Source organism: Promicromonospora sp. NPDC050249 (assembly GCF_040656015.1).
Classification (GTDB): Bacteria; Actinomycetota; Actinomycetes; order Actinomycetales; family Cellulomonadaceae; genus Promicromonospora.
Genome location: NZ_JBFAKY010000021.1, coordinates 94786 through 114326, shown reverse-complemented (window position 1 = coordinate 114326; position 19541 = coordinate 94786). Strand labels below are relative to the sequence as shown.

The 19541-nt window shown below is 70.0% G+C and carries 17 protein-coding genes and 4 tRNA genes; 5 read left to right on the top strand and 16 right to left on the bottom strand.

The features are described 5' to 3' along the window. Positions 1-572: 572 nt before the first annotated feature. The 7 genes from AB0I32_RS18000 to AB0I32_RS17970 all read right to left on the bottom strand — a co-directional run bounded on the left by AB0I32_RS18000 (position 573) and on the right by AB0I32_RS17970 (position 5498). On the bottom strand, positions 573-1259 hold the full coding sequence (locus tag AB0I32_RS18000; RefSeq protein ID WP_357508392.1) for a 3-oxoacid CoA-transferase subunit B: 687 nt from the start codon (positions 1257-1259) through the stop codon (positions 573-575). After that, positions 1256-1969 carry a 3-oxoacid CoA-transferase subunit A gene (locus AB0I32_RS17995; RefSeq protein ID WP_357508390.1) on the bottom strand — a complete coding sequence of 238 codons (714 nt, stop codon included), beginning with the start codon at positions 1967-1969 and terminating at the stop codon, positions 1256-1258. The genes AB0I32_RS18000 and AB0I32_RS17995 overlap by 4 nt, the downstream gene beginning before the upstream one ends. Further along, positions 1966-3159 carry a thiolase family protein gene (locus AB0I32_RS17990; protein WP_357508388.1) on the bottom strand — a complete coding sequence of 398 codons (1194 nt, stop codon included), beginning with the start codon at positions 3157-3159 and terminating at the stop codon, positions 1966-1968. Before AB0I32_RS17990 ends, AB0I32_RS17995 begins: the two co-directional genes overlap by 4 nt. Before the next feature lie 72 nt (positions 3160-3231). Next, positions 3232-4026, bottom strand: coding sequence for an IclR family transcriptional regulator C-terminal domain-containing protein (locus AB0I32_RS17985; RefSeq protein ID WP_357508386.1), 795 nt, complete (start codon positions 4024-4026; stop codon positions 3232-3234). Positions 4027-4313: 287 nt separating this feature from the next. Then, positions 4314-4964, bottom strand: coding sequence for a PAS and ANTAR domain-containing protein (locus AB0I32_RS17980; protein ID WP_357508384.1), 651 nt, complete (start codon positions 4962-4964; stop codon positions 4314-4316). 162 nt (positions 4965-5126) lie between these two features. Continuing rightward, a tRNA-Arg gene (locus AB0I32_RS17975) sits at positions 5127-5199 on the bottom strand. Positions 5200-5406: 207 nt separating this feature from the next. Beyond that, positions 5407-5498: transfer RNA gene (locus AB0I32_RS17970), tRNA-Ser, on the bottom strand. Between the two features lie 238 nt (positions 5499-5736). Here AB0I32_RS17970 and AB0I32_RS17965 point away from each other — a divergent pair. Beyond that, entirely contained in the window at positions 5737-7452 is a 1716-nt protein-coding gene (locus AB0I32_RS17965; RefSeq protein ID WP_357508382.1) for a GMC family oxidoreductase, read from the top strand. Between the two features lie 91 nt (positions 7453-7543). Here AB0I32_RS17965 and AB0I32_RS17960 read toward each other — a convergent pair. From AB0I32_RS17960 to AB0I32_RS17940, 5 genes are all read right to left on the bottom strand, one after another. Beyond that, a tRNA-Ser gene (locus AB0I32_RS17960) sits at positions 7544-7628 on the bottom strand. A gap of 125 nt (positions 7629-7753) precedes the next feature. Further along, on the bottom strand, positions 7754-8473 hold the full coding sequence (locus AB0I32_RS17955; RefSeq protein WP_357449571.1) for an ATP/GTP-binding protein: 720 nt from the start codon (positions 8471-8473) through the stop codon (positions 7754-7756). A 91-nt stretch (positions 8474-8564) separates the two neighbouring features. After that, positions 8565-8975 carry a DUF742 domain-containing protein gene (locus AB0I32_RS17950; RefSeq protein WP_020017526.1) on the bottom strand — a complete coding sequence of 137 codons (411 nt, stop codon included), beginning with the start codon at positions 8973-8975 and terminating at the stop codon, positions 8565-8567. 10 nt (positions 8976-8985) lie between these two features. Then, a complete protein-coding gene (locus tag AB0I32_RS17945) occupies positions 8986-9435 on the bottom strand; it encodes a roadblock/LC7 domain-containing protein (RefSeq protein WP_020017525.1) in 450 nt (149 codons plus the stop codon). Between the two features lie 42 nt (positions 9436-9477). Further along, on the bottom strand, positions 9478-13629 hold the full coding sequence (locus tag AB0I32_RS17940; RefSeq protein ID WP_357508380.1) for an ATP-binding protein: 4152 nt from the start codon (positions 13627-13629) through the stop codon (positions 9478-9480). A gap of 142 nt (positions 13630-13771) precedes the next feature. Between AB0I32_RS17940 and AB0I32_RS17935 the strand changes: the two genes are divergently transcribed. Next, positions 13772-14749 (top strand): NAD(P)H-quinone oxidoreductase, encoded by a 978-nt coding sequence (locus tag AB0I32_RS17935; RefSeq protein ID WP_357508378.1) that lies wholly within the window; start codon positions 13772-13774, stop codon positions 14747-14749. A 94-nt stretch (positions 14750-14843) separates the two neighbouring features. Continuing rightward, on the top strand, positions 14844-15467 hold the full coding sequence (locus AB0I32_RS17930) for a bacterial proteasome activator family protein (protein WP_357508376.1): 624 nt from the start codon (positions 14844-14846) through the stop codon (positions 15465-15467). Positions 15468-15538: 71 nt separating this feature from the next. Here AB0I32_RS17930 and AB0I32_RS17925 read toward each other — a convergent pair whose 3' ends face one another. The 3 genes from AB0I32_RS17925 to AB0I32_RS17915 all read right to left on the bottom strand — a co-directional run bounded on the left by AB0I32_RS17925 (position 15539) and on the right by AB0I32_RS17915 (position 17835). Then, positions 15539-16657, bottom strand: a complete 1119-nt coding sequence (locus AB0I32_RS17925; RefSeq protein WP_357508374.1) for a hypothetical protein — start codon at positions 16655-16657, stop codon at positions 15539-15541. A 102-nt stretch (positions 16658-16759) separates the two neighbouring features. Next, on the bottom strand, positions 16760-17335 hold the full coding sequence (gene dcd, locus AB0I32_RS17920) for a dCTP deaminase (RefSeq protein WP_357508372.1): 576 nt from the start codon (positions 17333-17335) through the stop codon (positions 16760-16762). Positions 17336-17358: 23 nt separating this feature from the next. Then, positions 17359-17835 (bottom strand): TM2 domain-containing protein, encoded by a 477-nt coding sequence (locus AB0I32_RS17915; RefSeq protein ID WP_357508370.1) that lies wholly within the window; start codon positions 17833-17835, stop codon positions 17359-17361. Between the two features lie 155 nt (positions 17836-17990). On the opposite strand from AB0I32_RS17915, the gene AB0I32_RS17910 reads away from it, so the two are divergent. Together AB0I32_RS17910 and AB0I32_RS17905 are read left to right on the top strand one after the other, a co-directional pair. Then, positions 17991-18064, top strand: a tRNA-Gly gene (locus AB0I32_RS17910). Between the two features lie 118 nt (positions 18065-18182). Continuing rightward, positions 18183-18929 carry a class I SAM-dependent methyltransferase gene (locus AB0I32_RS17905; protein ID WP_357508368.1) on the top strand — a complete coding sequence of 249 codons (747 nt, stop codon included), beginning with the start codon at positions 18183-18185 and terminating at the stop codon, positions 18927-18929. A gap of 5 nt (positions 18930-18934) precedes the next feature. Here AB0I32_RS17905 and AB0I32_RS17900 read toward each other — a convergent pair whose 3' ends face one another. Next, complete coding sequence (locus tag AB0I32_RS17900) at positions 18935-19423, bottom strand: hypothetical protein (RefSeq protein WP_357508366.1); 489 nt, start codon at positions 19421-19423, stop codon at positions 18935-18937. Positions 19424-19541 lie beyond the last annotated feature (118 nt).

Here is a 19541-nt window from a genome sequence, read left to right as displayed (position 1 = left end):
CCGCAAAGGGTTAAAACATTGGCATTGACTATCAAGCACACTGTTGAGTTCTCAAACAACCGACGCACACCGTCAGAGCCGCAATCTTTCCGATCGCTTCCCTGTCCGGGGCAACTTCTCTAACTTACCAGATCCGAATCCGCCTCGCAAACTCGCTGGTCCTGTTGGACCCGCATGCTCTACAAGAGAGGATCCACATCCGATATCCCGCAAGGCAATTTGAACTGCCCTGCATCAGAGATGGGATCCAGCCCCGGCGCGGCCACCCGGGCCGTTTCCGGCCCCGTGTCCGTCGGCCCGTCGGGCTGACATCCAGAACAGTACGTCAGGTCCAGGGGTGCGTCAAAGCCGAGGCCCGTGACGGCGGACACAGAAGCGCTGTTCACCGGCTGTTTTTCCAAGAACATCTCAGGTCTGAGGGGTCCGCAGCCATGCAGGACGACCTCAGTCGCAGCCTGGAGCGGCAGATTGGCCGTGACCAGACCAAGAACTCACCTCGTCGGCCATGTCTACGTAATCTTTGGTTCAGATTTCGTCATCGCGCCGAACCCGGTCGTCACGCCATGCCCGCGCTAGCTCTGACTGGAAACCAGTCCCAGCCCCAGCATCTCCTCGAGCTGACCCTGCGAGACCCCGAAGGCTTCGACGAGGCGTGCCTCGCCGTCGAGTGCGGGCCCGACGTCGATCACCGCGATATCGCTGTAGATCCGCGACACGCAGCCGACACCCGTGAGCGGGAGCGTGCACTCGCGTACGAGCTTGGGCCGGCCGTCCTTGGTCAGCAGCTTCATCATGACGACGCTCCGCTTGGCGCCCACGGCCAGGTCCATCGCCCCGCCCACCGCGGGTACGGCCCCAGGGCTGCCTGTCGACCAGTTCGCCAGGTCGCCCGACGTCGACACCTGGAAGGCACCCAGTACACAGACGTCGATGTGTCCGCCACGCATCATGGCGAACGAGTCCGCCTGGTGGAAGTACGCGGCACCGGCCAGCTCGGTGACGGGGACCTTGCCGGCATTGATCAGCTCCGGGTCCACGAGGTCCGCCCGCGGCGACGGCCCCATGCCGAGCAGCCCGTTCTCCGTGTGCAGGGTGATGCCGGAGTCGGCCGGCAGATGGTCAGCCACCAGCGTCGGCAGCCCGATTCCCAGATTCACGTACGAGCCGGGCCGGATGTCCGCGGCCACGCGGGCCGCGAGCTGCGGCATGGAGAGCGGGGCCGTACCGCGCGAGCCCGCCGCGACCGTCTCCGCGCTCATGATGCGGCTCCTCGTTCTGCGGGCTGCGCGCCCGCGAGCGTGGTCGCGCCGTCGATCTCCACCACGGCGTCGACGTAGATGCCGGGGGTCACCACCGTCTCGGGGTCGATAGCTCCGACCGGGACCACCTCCGTCACCTGCGCCACCGTCCGTCGCGCGGCCGTGGCCATGACCGGCCCGAAGTTCCTGGCCGTCTTGCGGTAGACGAGGTTGCCGGCGCCGTCGGCCCGGAAGGCCTTGACCAGGGCGAGGTCAGCGCGGATCGGTGACTCGAAGACCATCGGGACACCGTCGACCACGCGTGTCTCCTTACCCTCGGCCAGCGGGGTCCCGAAGCCGGTCGGGGTGAAGAAGCCTCCCAGGCCGGCGCCGGCCGCGCGGATCCGCTCGGCGAGGTTGCCCTGCGGCACCAGCTCGAGCTCGATCCGGCCGGCGCGATAGGCCTCGTCGAAATGCCACGAGTCCACCTGCCGGGGGAACGAGCACACGATCCGGCGCACGCGGCCCAGGTGGATGAGCCGAGCCAGAGCGTCCTCCCCGTTGCCGGCGTTGTTGGAGACGACGACGAGATCGCCGGCGCCCTGCGCCAGGAGTGCCTCGATGAGCTCGACCGGCTGACCGGCAGGCCCGAACCCGCCGATCATCACCGTCGAACCGTCGGCGACGTCGCCCACCGCTTCCAGGGCGGTCCGTGCGAGCTGGACGGTCATACGGTGGCTCGCACGTTCTCCAGCACCACTGCCATGCCCTGTCCCACGCCGATACAGATCGCGGCGACGCCCCACCGCTGGTCCTCCGCGACGAGCCGGCGCGCGAGCGTCCCCAGGATCCGGGTGCCCGAGGCGCCGAGCGGATGGCCGAGCGCCGTCGCGCCGCCCCATGCGTTGACGATGTCCAGGTCCACGCCCCAGGCGTCGATGCAGGCGAGCGACTGAGCGGCGAACGCCTCGTTGAGCTCGACGGCGCCGACGTCGGCCCAGGCGATACCGCTCTTCGACAGCGCGCGGTCGACGGCTTCCACAGGGGCGTACCCGAAGTACTGGGGCTCGTTGGCGACCGACGCTCGGCCCGCGATACGGGCGAGCGGTTCGAGGCCGGTGTGGTCGGCCGCGGACTCCGAGCCGATCAGCGCGGAGCTGGCGCCGTCCGTCAGCGGCGAGGCGTTCCCCGCGGTGATGGTGCCGCCCTCGGCGCGGAACGACGGCTTCAGAGCGGCCAGCTGCTCCACGGTGCTGCCCGGGCGAACGGGTTCGTCCCGCAGCAGATCGGTCTCGGGGTACGCGGTGACCAGGTCGTCGTACCGGCCGGCCTCCCAGGCCTCGTGCGCCAGCCGGTGGCTGCGCAGGGCGAACTCGTCCTGGCGCTCTCGCGTGACGCCGTACTTCTCCCGCAGGCGTTCGGTGGCCTCGCCGAGGGAGACGGTCCAGTCGGGCTGCATCCGCGCGTTGACCAGCCGCCAGCCCAGCGTGGTCGAGACGAGCTCGCTGTTGCCCGCCGGATAGGCGCGCTCGGGTTTGCGCATCACCCAGGGTGCGCGGCTCATCGACTCGACCCCGCCCGCGACGACCACGTCGGCGTCGCCCGACTCCACGGCGCGAGCCGCCTGGACGACTGCCTCGAGCGACGAGCCGCACAGCCGGTTCACGGTGGCCCCGGGAACCGTCAGGGGCAGCCCGGCGAGCAGGACCGCCATGCGCGCCACGTTCCGGTTCTCCTCGCCGGCGCCGTTCGCGTTGCCCAGGATGACGTCGTCGATCCGGGCCGGATCCAGGCCGGGCGCCCGGCGCGTCTGCTCCCCGACGACGAAGGCCGCGAGATCGTCCGGGCGGATCGCCGACAGCGCCCCGCCGTACCGGCCGAAAGGAGTGCGCACCGCGTCATAGACGTATGCGTGTCTCATCGATCCAGACCCCTGTCTGTTCGCTGTGCGCACACAAGTTCCATATGCGCACACTCACGCTAGCAGCCGGGCTCAGGTCCGGGTACGGGCCAGATCCGCCTCGATCTCGCGGGCCGCTCGGAGCAGCGCAGGGAGGATCTCGGTGGCCATGTGCTCGACCGGCCCACGACGGACGGGGGCGGAGACGTTGACGGCTGCCACCACCCGGCCCGTCCCGTCGCGCAGGGGTGCGGCGACGGAGCGCAGGCCCTCCTCGAGCTCCTGGTCGACGAGCGCCCAGCCTTGCTCCCGGACGGTGGCCAGCTCAGCCCGCAGTACGCCCTTGTCCGTGATCGTCCGCGGGGTGAGCGGCGCGAGGGTGACGGCAGCCAGGAGGGCCTCGCGTTCGCCGTCCGGCACGTGCGCCAGGACGGCGCGACCCATCGACGTAGCGACCGCCGGGAACCTGGTGCCGATCTGGATCGCCGCAGACATGATGCGGTGGGTCGCCACGCGAGCCACGTACACGATGTCGGTGCCGTCGAGCACCGCCACCGACGACGACTCCCCGACGTCCTCCGCCAGCTGCTCCAGGTGGGGCTGCGCCACCTCCGGCAGCGACAGGCTCGACAGGTACGCGTACCCGAGCTCGAGCACCTGGGGGCGCAGCGCGAACACCCGCCCGTCGGTCACCACGTAACCGAGCTCGACCAGGGTGTGGAGGAAGCGCCGCGCGGACGCCCGGCTCAGGTCGGCCTCGCGGGCGACCTCGCTCAAGGTCATCCGGGCGCGGTCCGTGCCGAACGCACGGATCACGGACAGGCCGCGCTCCAGCGACTGCACGAACTCGCCCGACCTGGTGCCGGCGTCGTGCACGATCTCCCTCATCCGAGGTCCTCCCTGCCAGCACGCGCGTCCGCTTCGCATCCTCGGCCGGGTCTCCGGCCGCTCCAGCTCGCACACGTGCGACCGGGGGGGTGCGTCACCTGGGCAGCACGCCCGCCCGGAACTTCCCAGGGCCGACGCCGGAACGCATCGTTGAGTTCCGACGTCCGCCCTGGCGACTCTCCGAACGGGTGTGCCGCACGTGAACGTAGCGACAGCCACAGGCCAGGTCAACAGTCGAGTGGCCTGGGTCACAACCGTGACCCGATCGGGATGCGGACTACGTACGGCTAACCGACAGGCGGGCGGGGCCTCGCCACTGTCAGGGCGGCGACCACGTCTTCCGTCGAGCCTCCGGTGCGGGCCAGCTCCACGATTCGCAGAGCGACGTCCCGTACGGCGACGTTCGTGTCGTTGGAGATGCTGCGCAGCCGCCCGAACGCCTCTTCCGCGTCGACGTTCAGGACGAAGGCGATGACTCCCTTGGCCTGCTCGATGGACGCGCGCGTCGCCGACGACGCGCGGATCGACTCGTTCGCCATCTCGTTCGCATGTGCCTTGACCGCTGCGGTCACATCGACGAAGTAGCCGACGAGCGCGCCGACCTGGCGCGTCTCAGGATCGCGGCTGCCCTGCCCGACGACGGTCAGCGTCCGCTCGCGTCCCCGGGCATCCATGATGCGGTGGACGCTGCTGAACGGCTTACCCGTCGCTGCGGCATTCGCCAGGACACGGGACACCCGGGCGCGGTCGTCGGGATGCTTGTGGGCGAGGATGAGAGCCGTGGTCACGACCACCTCGCCGGGCTCGAAGCCGTGGATCTGGAACGTCTCGTCCGACCACCACCACACTTGCGTGGCCAGGTCGTAGCGGTAGCGTCCTACTACGTGGTTCAGCCCGAGCGTGAGAGCACGCTCGATCTCCAAAGGCTCAGCGGTCATCTATGCAGTCCTCCTGCGCTGGTGCGCCGATGAGCCGCGGCCTGACTCGATCCGAGCGTAACGGTTAATCCACTGTCACCGGAACCCGTGGGGAAAATTAGTGCCCTACGAACGACGAAGCCCCGGTCAGTGTTTCCGCTGACCGGGGCTTCGTTCCTGATGTGCGCCCGAAGGGATTCGAACCCCCAACCTTCTGATCCGTAGTCAGATGCTCTATCCGTTGAGCTACGGGCGCTGGTCGTACCACTTGCTACCGGCCTGCCGTTCACACGGCCGACCGACGAGAACATTACCGCCTGTTCGGCGCGGGCCCAAACTCAAACCCACGATTCCCGAGGAGAACTCCGTCACAACCCTCCGGAGCTCGGTCCGCGAGCTGAACCGACGTTCCGAAGCCTCCCACAGAAAAGGCCCCGGGCGTCACGCGCGGCCGGGACCTTCCTGGCGGAGACGGAGGGATTTGAACCCTCGAACGGGTTGCCCCGTTACCACCTTAGCAGGGTGGCGCACTAGACCTGACTATGCGACGTCTCCTCGCGGCGGCCCCGTACACGCAGGGCCATGCCGCGCGGCCCAGGCTACCTGCCGTACGGCGAACTGAGCAAAGCGGAGCGGCCGACGGCGCCCCGATCGGCCCCGCATCGCCGTCATCCCGCCGATTTTTTCATGTGAACACGTTGCCGGCCGAGACGGGTGGAGCACCCGGACGGCTGCCCCACGCCTCAGGGCGCGCGTATTTCACGCAGCGTCAATAGCGAGTACATTCGCGGGCATGGACTACGACGTCTTGGTGATCGGGTCGGGCTTCGGTGGCAGCGTGGCCGCCCTCCGCCTCACCGAAAAGGGCTACCGCGTGGGTGTGCTCGAGGCCGGCCGAAGGTTCGAGGACCACGAGTTCGCACAGAACTCCTGGCACCTCAAGCAGTTCCTGTGGGCGCCGGCACTGGGCTGCTACGGGATCCAGCGCGTGCGCCTGCTGCGCAACGTGCTCTGTCTGACGGGCGCTGGCGTCGGCGGTGGCTCCCTGGTCTACGCCAACACGCTCTACCGTCCGCTCGACCCGTTCTACGCGGACCCTGCGTGGTCCCACATCACCGACTGGAAGACCGAGCTCGCGCCGTACTACGACCAGGCGGAGCGCATGCTCGGCGTCGTCCAGTACCACGGCCGGTCCCCCGCCGACGAGGTCATCCGGAGCGTGGCCGAGGACATGGGCGTCGGCCACACCTTCCGCCCCACTCGCGTAGGCGTGTACTTCGGGCCTGGCGGCGCCGAAGACCCGTCCCCTGGGCGGCCCGCCCCCGACCCGTTCTTCGGCGGCGCCGGCCCGGAACGCACCGGCTGCACCGAGTGCGGCGAGTGCATGACCGGCTGTCGGCACGGTGCCAAGAACACCCTGGTCAAGAACTACCTCTATCTCGCCGAGCGCGCGGGCGCCGAGGTGCACCCGCTCACCACCGCCCACGGCGTACGCCAGCTGCCCGACGGCGGCTACGAGGTACGCACCCACCGCACCGGCAAGAAGTGGGCGGGCAAGCGCACCTTCACCGCGCGGCAGGTGGTCCTCGGAGCCGGCACGCTCGGCACGCAGCGCCTCCTGCACGCGATGAAGGACTCCGGCACGCTGCCGCGGCTGTCGGAGCGGCTCGGACACCTCACGCGGACCAACTCCGAGGCGCTGCTCGGCGCGATGACGCACAAGGTCGGCGCCACGGACTACTCACGCGGCATCGCGATCACGTCGTCGTTCTACCCGAACGAGAGCACCCACATCGAACCCGTGCGCTACGGCCACGGTTCCAACGTCATGGCCGCGCTGCAGCACATCCTCGTCGACGGCGGGCCGTTCCGGTTCGCCCGCTGGATCGGCGAGCTGGGCAAGAACCTGAAGTGGCTGCCCGTGCTGATGGACTGGCGCCGCTGGTCCGAGCGGACGGTCATCGCGCTCGTCATGCAGGCCCACGACAACTCCCTGGTCACGCTCACCAGGCGTTCGCCGTTCGGCCGGTTCATGACGTCGAGGCAGGGCACCGGTGCACCGAACCCCAGCTGGATCCCCGAAGGGCACGACGCGGTGCGCCGCATGGCCGACAAGCTGGGCGACGGCGACGACGTCGAGGGCATCGCCGGCGGCACCATCGGCGACCCGTTCAACATCCCGCTGACGGCGCACATCCTCGGCGGCTGCGCGATCGGGTCCGACGCCGGGAGCGGCGTCGTCGACCCCTACCTGCGCGTGTTCGGCCACGACGGCCTGCACGTCATGGACGGGTCGGCGGTGACCGCGAACCTGGGCGTGAACCCGTCGCTCACCATCACGGCTCAGGCCGAGCGCGCCTGCGCGCTGTGGCCCAACGCCGGGGAGCCCGACGCACGGCCCGCCCTCGGTTCGGCCTACGTGCCCGTGGAACCGGTACGCCCCGCGGCCCCCGTGGTGCCCGAGGCGGCGCCGGCGGCGCTGCGCCTGCCCATCGTGGGCATCAGCTAGCCGTCAGAACCACGAAGTAGAGCGCCTGTCCGGCTACTGCTCGGGTTACCCGTGCAGAAGCCGGACAGGCGCTCTACTTCGCGGTCCTCAGCGGAGGGCGAGGGATTCGAACCCCCGGTGCGTTGCCGCACAACAGTTTTCAAGACTGTCACATTAGGCCGCTCTGTCAGCCCTCCTCGCGCCGCACGTCCCAAGAACATCGGGAAGCAACGGCGCGGCCACACAGTCTAACGTCCAGCCAGACAGCGACGGCGGGCCGCCCACCGGGTGGCCCGCCGTCCGCAGAATGCTGAAGAGTTGCTCAGCCCTGCGCCTGAGCGCCGGACCTGAGCTGACGCATCGCGAGCTGGACCAGCGCGATCAGCGTCTGCTTGGTCGCCGCACGGGAACGTGCGTCCGTGTAGAGCATCGGCACGTGCGAGGGGATCTGCAGCGCTTCACGCACGTCCTCGAGCCGGTGCTTGGCCACGCCGTCGAAGCAGTTGACGCCCACGACGAACGGGATGTTGCGCGACTCGAAGTAGTCGATCGCCGGGAAGCACTGCTCCAGGCGGTCGGTGTCGACCAGGACGACCGCACCGATCGCGCCGCGCACCAGGTCGTCCCACATGAAGAGGAAGCGGTCCTGGCCCGGGGTGCCGAACAGGTACAGCCACAGGTTGCCCGGGAGCTCGACACGGCCGAAGTCCATGGCCACCGTGGTGGTGGTCTTGCGGTCGGTGACGCCACCGGCGTCGTCGACGCCGACCGAGTGCTCGGTCATGGCTGCTTCGGTGTTCAGCGGCTCGACGTCGGAGATCGAGCCGATGAACGTCGTCTTGCCGACGGCGAAGCCACCGGCGACCACGATCTTGACGACCGTGGGCGCGGTGCGCTCGGCCGCGGGCTGAGCACCGGGAGCGGTCTGCGCGCCGGCGTTGCCGGCCGGAGCCTGCTGCATCACCGGCGGAGCAGGCTGCGCCTGCGCCGGACGGGACGCCTGTGCGGTGGGCGCCGGAGCACCGCCGCCACCACCCAGCACGCTCTGGCGCGCAGGCGTGCTGGCGGAAGCGGTCGCAGTGCCGGCGTTACCCGACACCGGGGCCCAGTTGGGACCGCTGCGGGCCCCGCCGTCAGAGGGCGGAAATGCCATTCAGAACACTCTCCAAGACGCTCAGCGACAGGCCCGAGTTCGAGCTGCCGTGGCCTGTGTGGACGTTAACCGGTGTCGAGGTGTGTACGGTCACGTGCCCTTCCTCCTGCATGTCCGCCACGAGAATCCGGACGACACCCAGGGGTAGCCGCAGAAGGGCCGAGAGCTCGGCGATCGACACATAAGTGTGCGCGGCGTGCTGGAGGATCGCGCGTTTCTCGGGTGGCAACCCAAAACTGCTGACAGCGCCTGGCAAAACCTCAACGAGGGCCTCAAGCGGCAGGTCGGAGAGCTCCGACCGTACCCGGCCTCCGGTGACCGCGTAGGGGCGCACGGTGGACGTCTCACGGACGTCCCCCTGCCCCTGGGAACCGAAAGGTGCGTACGTCATGGTCGAGTCCTCATCCCACGCTGGCGGCTCGGGTCTGCCCATCGACCGGGAGGCTGCCACGCATCTCCGAGATCAGCTGCGGCGTGAGCGTGGCTTCGGTGCGGGACACCAGAAGAGCCATCTCGTAGCCGATAAGACCGATGTCGCACGTAGCCTCCGCCACCACGCCGAGCACTGACCCGTTCGAGACATTCATCAGGAAAAGGAAGCCGTTGTCCATCTCGATGATTGCCTGACGGACATTACCGCCGTTGAGCTGACGAGATGCTCCACGCGTAAGGCTTGACATACCCGAAACGATTGCCGCGAGCTGGTCACCGCTCGTCCGGTCCAGCTGGTCGGACATCGCCATGAGCAGGCCGTCCGCCGACACGACCAGCGTGTGCCGGCTGCCAGGAACCGTACGCACGAAGTTGTCGAGCAGCCACCCGAAATTCGTTGCTTCGGTGCTGAGGGTCACTCTCTGTTCCTCCTAGTCAGAATCCACAGACGCGCTTGCTTGTCACCGCGACTGCGGCGCTGAGTCAGGGACATGATTCACGGTCGAGGGTGCCCACGTCGAGTCCCCATCGGCCTTCTTGCCGTTCGCGTTCTCGGTTTCGCCCTCTTCGACGGACTCCGAGCGACCACGGGCGGTGGCCGACTGGAATGCCGAGAGACGTGAGCGAAGCTGCTCGGGATCGCGGTCGATCCGAGCCGAGAGGCGCTCGACAGTGGGATCCGCCCCGGTGCCGGAGGCACCCCGAGTGCGGCGAGTCAGACCGCCGTTGGCAACTTCGGTGCTGACAGCTGCCGGACGGTACGAGTCGTTCTCCTTCACATCATCTTCCTGGAAGGCCCCCCGGCGAAGGAGGCTGGTCATCTCCTCGTAGAGGACCGCCGAAGCCGTCCACTCCGACCGTGCCTCCACCGAGTCCCGCACGTACTCCGGGTCGAGCGGGTCCTTGCCGTCGCCGTCCGTGCCGGCGGCCCGCTTGGCGAGCGGCGCAGGCGAACCGTACGTCGGGTCGTACACGGCACCGGTCGGGTACGGCTCGCTGAACTCGCGGATCGGCTCGCGAACCGGGGCCTCGAAGGACTGCTGCACGGCCGCCATCGGCACGGCCTGGGTGGCCGGGCCCGAGTCGAACGAGGTGGGTGCCCGCTCCGGCGCCGGGGCCGGCGCAGGTGCCGCTGCACGCGGCGCCGCGTCGACGAACGGGTTGCTGCCGTGGGCCGGAGCCGGAACGGTCGCATGCGCCTGGGTGGGCATCGGAACCGTGCCACCCGCCGGAGCGCTCGGCAGGGCAGGCATCGCCGACGTGAGCGACTCCTGGACCGCCCGCTGGTAGCCCTCCTGGTATCCCCGCTGGTAGGTCGGGTCCGCCAGGGGCTGCTGCGGCTGCGCAGGGGCAGGGGCCTGCACCGGGAAGGCCCCGGTCATCGGACCCGCCGCCTGCGGGGCTGGAACGCCCTGCGGTACGTACGGCGCCTGGAAGTCCTGCGGCATCTGCAGATCCTGGAAGTTCTGCGGCGGCAGGCTCTGCCCCTGCAGGTTCTGTGGTGGCAGGTTCTGCGCCTGGAAGCTCTGCGTCTCCACGTTCGACGCACCGAACGCCGGCACGTCCGCCGCAGGGCTGCTCACGGTCTGGATCGGACGCGATGCCGGTCGCTCCTGCGGCTGGTAGGCACGCAGCTCCCCGGTGGCCGGCTGGCCCGGCCTGCGACCGAACAGGCCGCGCTTCTGCTGGGCCGGCTTGGCACCCTGCTGGCTGCCCGAGCCGGACGAACGGCGGCTCGGGAGGTCCGCCATGAGCTCCTCGAACGCGGGCAGCGCCTCGAAGGACGAGTCCGGACCCTGCTGGGCATCCGCGCCGAAGCCGTGCGACTGCTCGTCCTCGCCCTGGAACGAGCCACCGAAGCCCGCCGGCGGTCCACCGAAGCTCCGGGCCGGTGCCGGTGCGGCAGGCGCCTGAGCGCCTCCGGCGGCCGGGAACCGCATGACGTCGGTGTCGGACATCCCCGGCAGCGCGGCCGGGTCCTGCGTCACCGGGTCGAGCTGCAGCGACTGCGGCCCACCGGCGTCGACCGGATCGATCGTGTTCAGCGAGCGGAAGCTCGAGAAGAGCGCGCTGCGCTGGTCGACGTCCACCGCGACCGGCGTGGTCTCCTCGAAGACCGGTGCGACAGGCGCGACCGGCTCCTCCGGCTGCGGCGCACGCTGACGGCTCGGGAGCGAGCTGCCCTCGGACACGTTCGACGGCGGTGCCCACGCGTTGTCGTCACCCTGGTACTCCTGCGGGAGCGACGGCGTCTGGATCTCGGGCAGGACTATCGAGCCGGTCGGCGTCGTCTCCGCCATCGGCTGCGCCGCGGTCGAGCTACGACGGCGGGCCAGGCCGAGCGCCGTCGTGCCGTCCGTCAGGGCGTTGAGGTCGACCGGCTGCGCGACGGGCGCCGGCTGCGCCGCGAAGGCGGCAGCGGCGATCTGCGACGTGCCGGTCGGGACCGGCAGGCCGCCCTGCTGCGGGAGCGAGGTCGTGGCAGGCGACGCCGCCGAGATGGACGAGCCGAAGCCGTTGGCGGGCGCACCGCGCATCGCACCGGTGCCCGGGCCGGTGGCCAGGCCGCCGTTGAACTGCGAGGCGGCCGCCTGCGTGTTGGCCTCCAGCGGGTCCGTGGGCATCGGCAGCGGCATGGCGTTGTCCGGCATGAACAGCACCGCAGGGAAGCGGACCGTCACCTCGGTACCGGTGCCGCCCTCGCCCACGCCGAACTCGACCTGGGCGCCGAGCCGGTCGGACAGACGACCGACCACGTAGAGGCCGAGGCGCTGGGCGCCGACGGCGTCCGACGCGGCGTGGCTGAGAACCTTGCGGTTGGCCTCGGCGACCTCGCCGGGGTTCATCCCGAGGCCGTGGTCGCGGACCACGACGGTGACGAACTGCTCGTCACGCGCGGTGGTGACCTCGACCGGGGTGTGCGGCTCGGAGAACATCGTCGCGTTCTCGAGGAGCTCGGCCAGCAGGTGCGCCGCGTTCAGCGCGTTGTGGCCCAGCATCATCGGGTCGACGACGAGGTTCAGGCGCACCCGGTCGTACAGCTCGATCTCGGAGGACGCCGTACGGATGACGTCGGAGACCGGCATGGGCTGGCGGACGCGACGACCCGAGTCGATGCCCGCGAGCACCAGGAGGGACTCCGCGTTGCGGCGCATCCGGGTCGCGAGGTGGTCGAGGCGGAACAGGTTCGACAGCGTCGAGGGGTCCTCCTCGGAACGCTCGAGGTCGTCGAGGAACGCGAGCTGCCGGTTCAGGAGCACCTGGTCGCGGCGGGCGACGTTGACGAACATCTCGGCGATCGAGCCACGGAGGGCTGCCTGTTCGCGGGCCACGTCGATGGTGGTCCGGTTGACGTCGTTGAACGCGGCGGCCAGCTGGCCGATCTCGTCCGACGACTCGACGGTGATCGGGTCCAGGTCGATGCTCGGGCCCTGGCCCGGCACCGAGACCTGCTCCACCAGGGTGGGCAGGCGGTCACGGACGACGCCGGCGGCCTGGGTGAGGCGGCGCAGCGGGGAGACCAGGCGGCGGGCGATGACGAGCGCCGTGATGATCGAGAAGCCGAGGGCCGCGATCGCGATACCGCCGGTGAGGTACGCGCGGTTCGCGGCGACGTCGGCCCGCTCCTGCGCGAAGGCCGACGCGTCCTCGCGGACGGCGTCACGGACGATGCGCGCCTCGTCGACCCACTTGGCCGACTCCTCGCGGAACGCCTCGCCCTGTGCCGCCTGGATGGACGCGAGGTCACCGCGCGCCACCTGGTCACGGACGGTGCCGTAGATGCCGTCCATGCCGGGGACCTGGTAGTCACCGGGGATGCGGTCGTAGAGGTCCTGCGTCTCGTCCCACTCGCGGTCACCCAGGTTCACCAGGTCCGCCGCGCGCAGCGCCAGGGACCGGGAGGCCTCCTCGCCCTGCGGGTGCTCGTTGAAGATCCCGAGCGTCAGGGCGACGACAGGGCGCTCGTAGGTGTTCGTGAGCATGAGCTGGTCCATCGAGTGGTACGCCTCGAGCCGGGTACCCAGCTGGCGGTCCTCCGACGTGTCCGCGATGGCGTCCATCACCTCGAGGGCGCCGTCGATGTAGCCGCCGTACGCCTCGGTCGCCGCTTGCTCGGTGAGCCGGCCGGCGGCGACCTTCTTCTGCACGTCGGTGATGGCAGCGCGGTCCTCGATGGTCTCTGCGACGGCCGTCTTGACGCGCTGGTCCAGCATCGAGATGTCGATGTCGAGCAGCGCCTCGTCGCGCTCGTCGAGTGCCGTGATCGTCTGCGCCTGAGCAGCTGGAGCCGCCCAGACAGGGGCGCCGTCCTTGATGACCGGCTTGCCGTTGTCGTCGAGCTCCGGCGTCCCTTGGAGCAGAGCGCGACTGGCCTGGGCACCCGAGTCACCGTTGTCGATCATCGCCACGATGTTGAGCGACCGTTCCTGCGCGAAAGTCGTGCCTGCCGCGTCCTGGTACTCCAGCGCGGCGACGAGATCGCTCGTCTGCTGCGCGCGCATCGCGTCGACCACAGACAGGCCGATGATGTACGCCGCTGCGATGACCAGGACGATGGCAGGCGTGACCAGTGTCGCAAGAACTTTCCCGCGCACTCCCAACCTGCGGAACATGCGTACCTCTCTCCATCACTGATCCGGAAGGGGGTGGCGTGCGTCTGCCCGCCGAGCATCCCTCGGTGCTGCGTACAAGTTACCGGCACCCGGTTTCCGCTGGCGACCTTCGTGAGGCCACACGGAAGTAGGCTTCATCGATGTGCGAGCCGTCACGATATCTGGACCGGGCCCATCAGGGAAACTCTCCCTTTCATCCCTGAATCCCCCGATTGCTGGCCAAAGGGACGTGGTGATCACCGTCGCTGCAGCCGGCGTGAACCGTGCTGACCTGCTCCAACGCGCCGGATACTACCCCCCTCCGCCGGGTGCGCCCGACTGGCCGGGTCTTGAGATATCGGGAATTGTGAAGCGTGTCGGCCCCGGCGTGTCGCGATGGCGCGCCGGTGACCGTGTGGTTGCGCTGCTCGAGGGCGGCGGTTATGCCGAGGAAGTCGCGGTCCGCGAGTCGCAGGTGCTCCCGGTGCCCGACGGCGTCGACCTGGTCGATGCGGCGGCACTTCCCGAGGCGGCGTGCACGGTCTGGAACAACCTCGTCGACGTCGGACGGCTGCGCGCCGGGGAGTGGGTACTCGTCCACGGCGGTTCGGGCGGCATCGGCAGCCTCGCGATCCAGGTCGCCCGGGCGCTCGGCGCACACGTGGCCGCGACGGCGGGCGGGCCGGAGCGCGCCGCCCGCTGCGCCGAGCTCGGGGCGGACCTGGTCATCGATCATCGGGAGCAGGACTTCGCCGACGAGATCCGGCGGGCGACCGACGACCGCGGTGCCGACGTGGTGCTCGACCTGCTCGGCGGCGGCGCGCTCGGCGACAACGTCCGGGCACTGGCCAGGGGCGGGCGCCTGGTGGTCATCGGCATGCAAAAGGGGCGCCGGGGCGAGCTCGACCTCAGCGACCTCCTGGCCCGGCGCGGGACGGTCACCGGAACGCTGCTCAGGTCCCGTCCCGCGGACGAGAAGGCGCGCATCGTCGCCGATACCGAACAACACGTCTGGCCGCTGGTAGCGGACGGGCGCGTACGGCCGGTGGTGCATGCCCGCATCCCGTTCGCGGAGGCGCAGTCCGCGCACGACCTGCTGGAGTCAGGGGAGGCGTTCGGCAAGGTTCTCCTGGTGCCCTGATCATCGCGTGCCTATATATAGGCATGGTCGACAATTTCGGCCGCGCCAAGATGCTGCCATGCGGACGACAGGCAATCCGGGCAAGACTGGACTCATGACCGACGAGCGAGCCATCCCCCAGACAGACGAACTGCGCGACGACCGTCGCGAAGAAGCGCCCACCGTGCACGCCCAGGTGGTGACGCCCGACGGCGCCGCGGTGCCGCCGGGACGCAAGCCAGAGGGCGCCGCAGAGGACGCGATCGACGAGGCAGAGGCCGTCGTCGGTCAGGTCGAGGAACCGGCAAAGGTCATGCGCATCGGCGGCATGGTCAAGCGGCTGCTCGACGAGGTCCGCGACGCACCGCTGGACGAAGCCGCCAGGACCCGCCTTGCCGAGATCCACGAGCGCTCGATCCGTGAGCTCGAGGACGGCCTGTCCCCTGACCTCGTCGACGAGCTGCACCGCATCACGCTGCCGTTCTCGGACGACTCCGCGCCGTCCGACGCCGAGCTCCGGGTGGCGCAGGCGCAGCTGGTGGGGTGGCTCGAGGGCCTGTTCCACGGCATCCAGACGGCGCTCGTCGCGCAGCAGATGGCGGCCCAGGCGCAGCTCTCGCAGATGCGCCGTGCGCTGCCGCCCGGCTCGGGGGCGTTCGGCCCCGGCGGCCCTGGCATGCCCGGCGCGCAGGACGAGGAGCCCGGCGGCGAGCGCCGGACGCCCGGCCAGTACCTCTGACTCGCCGGTCCTGACGCGTTCGCCCTGCCGGTCTCCTAGTGGGACCGGCAGGGCGGGTCAAGGGCGGGCACTCAGAGGTCGGAGGGGTCTACCAGAAAGCCATCCTCGTCGGCGATCTCGCCTCCCGCGGCGGCGTGGACGGCGCCGGCGAGCCGGGCAACCAGCTCCGCCGCGCGCTTCCGCGCGACTCGTAGCTCCATGGACGGGAACTCGCGCTGCGACTCGACGAGGTCCTGCGGCTCCCAGTGCACCCAGTAGCGCACGGCGCCCTGCTCGGCCCACGGCAGGCCGCGCAGCAGGCGCGGCAGCTTCTCCTCGCCGGAGATCTCCACCGCGACGATCCCGTCGACGTCGAGGTCCACGATCAGCCCGTACCCGTCGAGGACCCGCGGACCCGTGAGGGCCTTGATGTCGTAGTCGTCGGCGGCCGCGTGCAGCCTCTTGCGCAGCTCGGGGTCCAGGGGGTCGCCGGGGTAGAGCGGCTTGTCGGCGATGCCCCGGGGCGGGCCACCCCACTCCTTGCCCTCCATGTGGAGGCGGGCGCGCGGGTGCACCTTCTGCAGGATTGTGAGCGCGGCCTGCGGGTCGAGCCAGACGTCGGAGTAGACCGTCATGTCGATGGCCGCGCCGGCGTCGGGGGTGAGCACCACGCCGGCGCCGGGCTTCGCCGTCGGGCCACCGGGGGCGTCCCAGAGGCCGCCCACGTCCAGGCGCAGGGAGCCGCCCAGCCGCCGCGCGACCGAGACGAGCCACTCGACCAGGCGGCGCTCCTCGCGCTCCGGCATACCGGCCGCGAAGGCCCGTCCGATGCCGTCGCGGTCGCCCGCCGGGAACGGCACCTCGCCGCGCTCCCGGTGGCAGACGATGTCGAAGGCCATCTCGGCCCCCGGCGGGACGCCGAGATCGAAACCCTCACCCACGGGCTGGTACGGGCCGTTCATCACCGCGTGCCGCGAGACCCGCAGCACGCCGACCTCCTTGCCCTGTGCGCGACGCACCTGCGGTGCACCCGCCACGTTGCCGGGGAGGATGCCCGCGGGCACCACGTCCCAGCGGGTGGCGGAGAAGCGAGAGAGGGCGAGGACCTCGATCTCGTCCAGCTCCACGTCGCCAGGCACTGTCAGCACGTGCCGTGCCTGGTGCGCCTGCGCAACCGTGCGCGGCAGGAGCGGAAGCTGGGGAGCGGCCATCGGGGTCCCTTCTGACGTCCGGGTGGGTGCCCGGTCCGCGCCGGGCACCCGGGAGCCTACCGCTCGGCGCGCGCCCTCGGCGGCGGTGCCCGGCCCCGGCGGTCAGACCTCGGTGCGGTGGAAGTTCTTCGAGGAGCGGGACGCCGTCGGGCCGCGTTGACCCTGGTAGCGGGAGCCGTACAGATCCGATCCGTACGGGTGCTCCGACGCCGACGACAGCCGGAAGAAGCACATCTGCCCGATCTTCATGCCGGGCCACAGCTTGATCGGCAGCGTCGCTACGTTGCTGAGCTCCAGTGTCACGTGCCCGCTGAACCCTGGGTCGATGAATCCGGCGGTCGAGTGGGTCAGCAGGCCGAGCCGCCCCAGGGAGGACTTGCCCTCGAGGCGGGCGGCGACGTCGTCGGGCAGGGTGACCGCCTCGTAGGTGCTGCCGAGGACGAACTCACCCGGGTGCAGCACGAACGCCTCGTCGTTGTCCGCCTCCACCAGGCGGGTCAGCTCCGGCTGGTCGGTCGCGGGGTCGATGAACGGGTACTTGTGGTTGTCGAAGAGCCGGAAGTACTTGTCGAGGCGCACGTCGATGCTCGACGGCTGCAGCATCGACGGGTCGTACGGGTCGAGGACCACACGGTCGGCCTCGAGCTCGGCACGGATGTCACGGTCGGAGAGGAGCACCCCGACACGGTACTGGGCCCCCGTCACCACTGCAGAGGCTTGTGCTTCGCGTCCACCGACCAGTAGCCCTTCCGCATCACGAGGTAGAGGATTCCTTCGATGCCACCCCAGATCGCCGGCACGAACCACGCGTTCCCCAGCGATACCGCGGTGATGAGCAGCATGATCCAGCCAAGGCCCTTGTACCCGAGGTAGAACCGGTGCGCCCCCACCACGCCGAGCAGGATCCCGAGCAGGCCCGCGGTGATGCGGGACTTGCGTCCCGGTACGTGCTCAGCGGGCGGCGTGGGCCGGTCGTAGTCGTACTGCTGCTGATAGTTCGCCGGGGCCGCGCCCGACGGCGATCTGACAGGGCCCGCAGGGGTCTTCGGCGCCTTCATGGCGCGCGTCGCACCGGGCGGTGGCGGAGGGGGCGTCGGCCTGCTCGGCGGACGCGGGGGCAACCGCTTCGTCTCCTGGTAGATCGGCTCGGTGGGCTTCTCGCTGGGATGCTCGCTCACGACTGCTCCGGCTGCTCGGCGACACTCGCTCCGAATCCGGTTCGGGCATCCGGGCGAGGTTGGGTATGATCAGGTCGCGCGCCAGGTTCACGGGCGCTGTTGCGGAACCCTAGCGGGATTCTGAAACAGCAGATACCCGGGCAGAACCGGACGATGCGGGTGTAGTTCAATGGTAGAACTTCAGCTTCCCAAGCTGATAGCGCGGGTTCGATTCCCGTCACCCGCTCCACAGGTTCCGCCCCAGGCCAGAGGATGTTTCCTGACCTGGGGCGGAGTTGTTTCCCGAGGATCCCAGGCTGAGCAGGTATCACCTGGACAGGCCTGCGGTCAGCGGCGACTGTTGCCGGATGAGGCAAGAGGATGTCTGGGACGCAGAGGTCGCCCAGCACTACGACACGCCCGGAACCGACATGTTCGCACCCGAGGTCCTGGGCCCGACGGTGGCACGGCTTGCGCGGCTGGCGGCGGGCGGACCGGCACTCGAGCTCGCCATCGGAACTGGCCGGGTGGCCGTTCCGCTCGCCGCGCGAGGAGTCCCGGTCACCGGCATCGAACTGTCACCGCACATGGTGGAACAGCTGCGCACCAAGGTCGACGAGGCGACGATCCCCGTGGTCATCGGTGACATGGTGACGACGACGGCCCCGGGCGAGTACACCCTCGTCTACGTCGTCTACAACGCGATCTCCTTGCCGCTCACGCAGGCCGAGCAGGTCGAGTGCTTCCGCAACGCCGCGCGGCACCTCGCTCCCGGTGGCCGCTTCGTGGTGGAGCTCTGGGTGCCCGACCTGCGCAGGCTGCCCCCTGGCCCGACGGCTACCGTCTTTCGGTCCGAGCCCGGCTACATCGCGCTCGACACCTACGACGTGCTGCGCCAGCACGTCGTGTCCCATCACTTCCGGTTCGACGACACCAAGCAGGCAGAGCTGTTCCGCAGCCCACACCGTTACGTCTGGCCCGCCGAGCTCGACCTCATGGCCCAGCTGGCCGGATTCGAGCTGGAGAGCAGGCACGCGGACTGGGACGGCGCTGAGTTCACCGCCGAGTCGCGCTCACACGTCTCCGTCTACCGGATCCCGCCGGACCCGAGCTGACCCGCTCAGCCGGACGACTCGTCCGGCAGCGTCGTCAGGACGGTCAGGGACACGTGCGTCTCGCCCGGCGCGGGTTCGAGGCCGACCAGAGCGAACGCGTCCTCCCCGTCGGGGCTCAGCCAGCCCTGCGCCCACGCGTCGTCCCCCGGCTGCAGAGGTAGCGCGTCCCACCCGCGGGCGCCCGCGAGCTCGTCGTCGTAGGCGACCCGCACGTCCGCCACGTCCACCGCGGTCTCCAGGACCAGCGGGAGGGTGCGCAGACGGTCCCTGTCGACCTGCTCGGCGAGCGCGTAGTAGACCGGGTCCGTCGCGCGCAGGTCCCGGGCGGCGGTGTCGTCGCCGAAGGCGTACTCCTCCGGGACCGTCACACCGTCCGGCATGGCAGGCAGCGTGCCCGGCGGATCGGACGGCGCCCCCGCGCAGGCCGTCATCAGGCCGGCGACCAGGACGACGGTCGGGAGCCAGGCCACAGGGAGCCGGGCTGCCGAGCTCATACCGGAACGTTCTCGGCGACGCTGCGCCGACGGCGATGGGCGAGACCTCATCGCCCCAGCCTGCCCGGTCGGGGTGAACGCGGGACAACGCCGGGCCGAAGAGCTTCGCCGGTTCACC

Bases quoted from the DNA above. Each gene is read 5' to 3' on its own strand.
- AB0I32_RS18000 (WP_357508392.1), bottom strand. From the start codon at position 1,259: ATGAGCGCGGAGACGGTCGCGGCGGGCTCGCGCGGTACGGCCCCGCTC.
- AB0I32_RS17995 (WP_357508390.1), bottom strand. From the start codon at position 1,969: ATGACCGTCCAGCTCGCACGGACCGCCCTGGAAGCGGTGGGCGACGTC.
- AB0I32_RS17990 (WP_357508388.1), bottom strand. From the start codon at position 3,159: ATGAGACACGCATACGTCTATGACGCGGTGCGCACTCCTTTCGGCCGG.
- AB0I32_RS17985 (WP_357508386.1), bottom strand. From the start codon at position 4,026: ATGAGGGAGATCGTGCACGACGCCGGCACCAGGTCGGGCGAGTTCGTG.
- AB0I32_RS17980 (WP_357508384.1), bottom strand. From the start codon at position 4,964: ATGACCGCTGAGCCTTTGGAGATCGAGCGTGCTCTCACGCTCGGGCTG.
- AB0I32_RS17965 (WP_357508382.1), top strand. From the start codon at position 5,737: ATGGACTACGACGTCTTGGTGATCGGGTCGGGCTTCGGTGGCAGCGTG.
- AB0I32_RS17950 (WP_020017526.1), bottom strand. From the start codon at position 8,975: ATGACGTACGCACCTTTCGGTTCCCAGGGGCAGGGGGACGTCCGTGAG.
- AB0I32_RS17940 (WP_357508380.1), bottom strand. From the start codon at position 13,629: ATGTTCCGCAGGTTGGGAGTGCGCGGGAAAGTTCTTGCGACACTGGTC.
- AB0I32_RS17930 (WP_357508376.1), top strand. From the start codon at position 14,844: ATGACCGACGAGCGAGCCATCCCCCAGACAGACGAACTGCGCGACGAC.
- AB0I32_RS17925 (WP_357508374.1), bottom strand. From the start codon at position 16,657: ATGGCCGCTCCCCAGCTTCCGCTCCTGCCGCGCACGGTTGCGCAGGCG.
- AB0I32_RS17905 (WP_357508368.1), top strand. From the start codon at position 18,183: ATGAGGCAAGAGGATGTCTGGGACGCAGAGGTCGCCCAGCACTACGAC.
- AB0I32_RS17900 (WP_357508366.1), bottom strand. From the start codon at position 19,423: ATGAGCTCGGCAGCCCGGCTCCCTGTGGCCTGGCTCCCGACCGTCGTC.